1 protein-coding gene and 2 pseudogenes are annotated in these 792 nt (G+C 36.0%); all 3 read right to left on the reverse strand.

Going from position 1 to position 792, the window contains the following annotated elements:
* Positions 1–126, reverse strand: a pseudogene (locus G3O09_RS21925) (stage V sporulation protein AC); the annotation flags it as partial.
* Between the two features lie 30 nt (positions 127–156).
* Positions 157–618 (reverse strand): YhcN/YlaJ family sporulation lipoprotein, encoded by a 462-nt coding sequence (locus tag G3O09_RS21930; RefSeq protein WP_163103560.1) that lies wholly within the window; start codon positions 616–618, stop codon positions 157–159.
* A 69-nt stretch (positions 619–687) separates the two neighbouring features.
* Positions 688–792 (reverse strand): annotated as a pseudogene (locus G3O09_RS22660) (DUF1657 domain-containing protein); the annotation flags it as partial.

Raw genomic sequence — 792 nt, forward strand, 5'->3', positions numbered from 1 at the left:
AATAAATCCACCGACCAAAAAGGCTTTTATGCAATTCGTGATAACTGGCCTTTTTATTTCGTGCTGATCCTGAAACTGTTGATATTCCTGCTGAACCGGTGTCAATTCTTTATCTTTGCTTGCCATGGTGCCGCTCCTTTCTTCTAACACATAATGTTAGGCCTCATCCGTCGATTTCTTCTGAATCTTTTTCAATTCTCTCTCGATATCCTTGCTGTCCATTTTTTTATCTAACTTGCTCTCCAGTTCACCAAGCAAAGTAAATATCTTTTGATCCGTGCTGACGGTTACTTCCATTTTCGGATACTTTTTTTCAATTTTCTTTTTTATTTTTTTCTTAAGGCTTGTTAATTGGAACCGCTCAAGATGCTTTGGTTTTACTGCCAAAAAAATTTGATCTTCAGAATTAACAGCTTTGGCATCTGTTATTTCTGGCATAGAAAGAACGATTGCTTTTGCTTCATGTGATGGAGATTGTTTATTTTCTATATATGACATTGGAGATGGTGAATCGTTGTTGCTTCTTCCTTCTTCTTTTTTGTTATTACATCCAGAAACTAAAATCATAAAAGAAGATAGGGAAATCAAAAGAACCTTCACTAAGTTCGTTTTTTCCATACAGCCCACTCTCACCCTTTCATCAGAAAAGGATGAATTTTCACCCTTTTCACTTTACAATTCTTGTAGCTATTGTTTATATTGCGGCTCTTCTTGTTCTACTTCTTGTAAACGAGAACTTAAAGAATCCACTATGGTTTGTGCTTGCTGAGCTGCATTTTGGTACAACTGCTT

This window comes from Peribacillus alkalitolerans, from assembly GCF_010882125.1.
GTDB lineage: Bacteria > Bacillota > Bacilli > Bacillales > DSM-1321 > Bacillus_BN > Bacillus_BN alkalitolerans.

Bases quoted from the DNA above. Each gene is read 5' to 3' on its own strand.
- G3O09_RS21930 (WP_163103560.1), bottom strand. From the start codon at position 618: ATGGAAAAAACGAACTTAGTGAAGGTTCTTTTGATTTCCCTATCTTCT.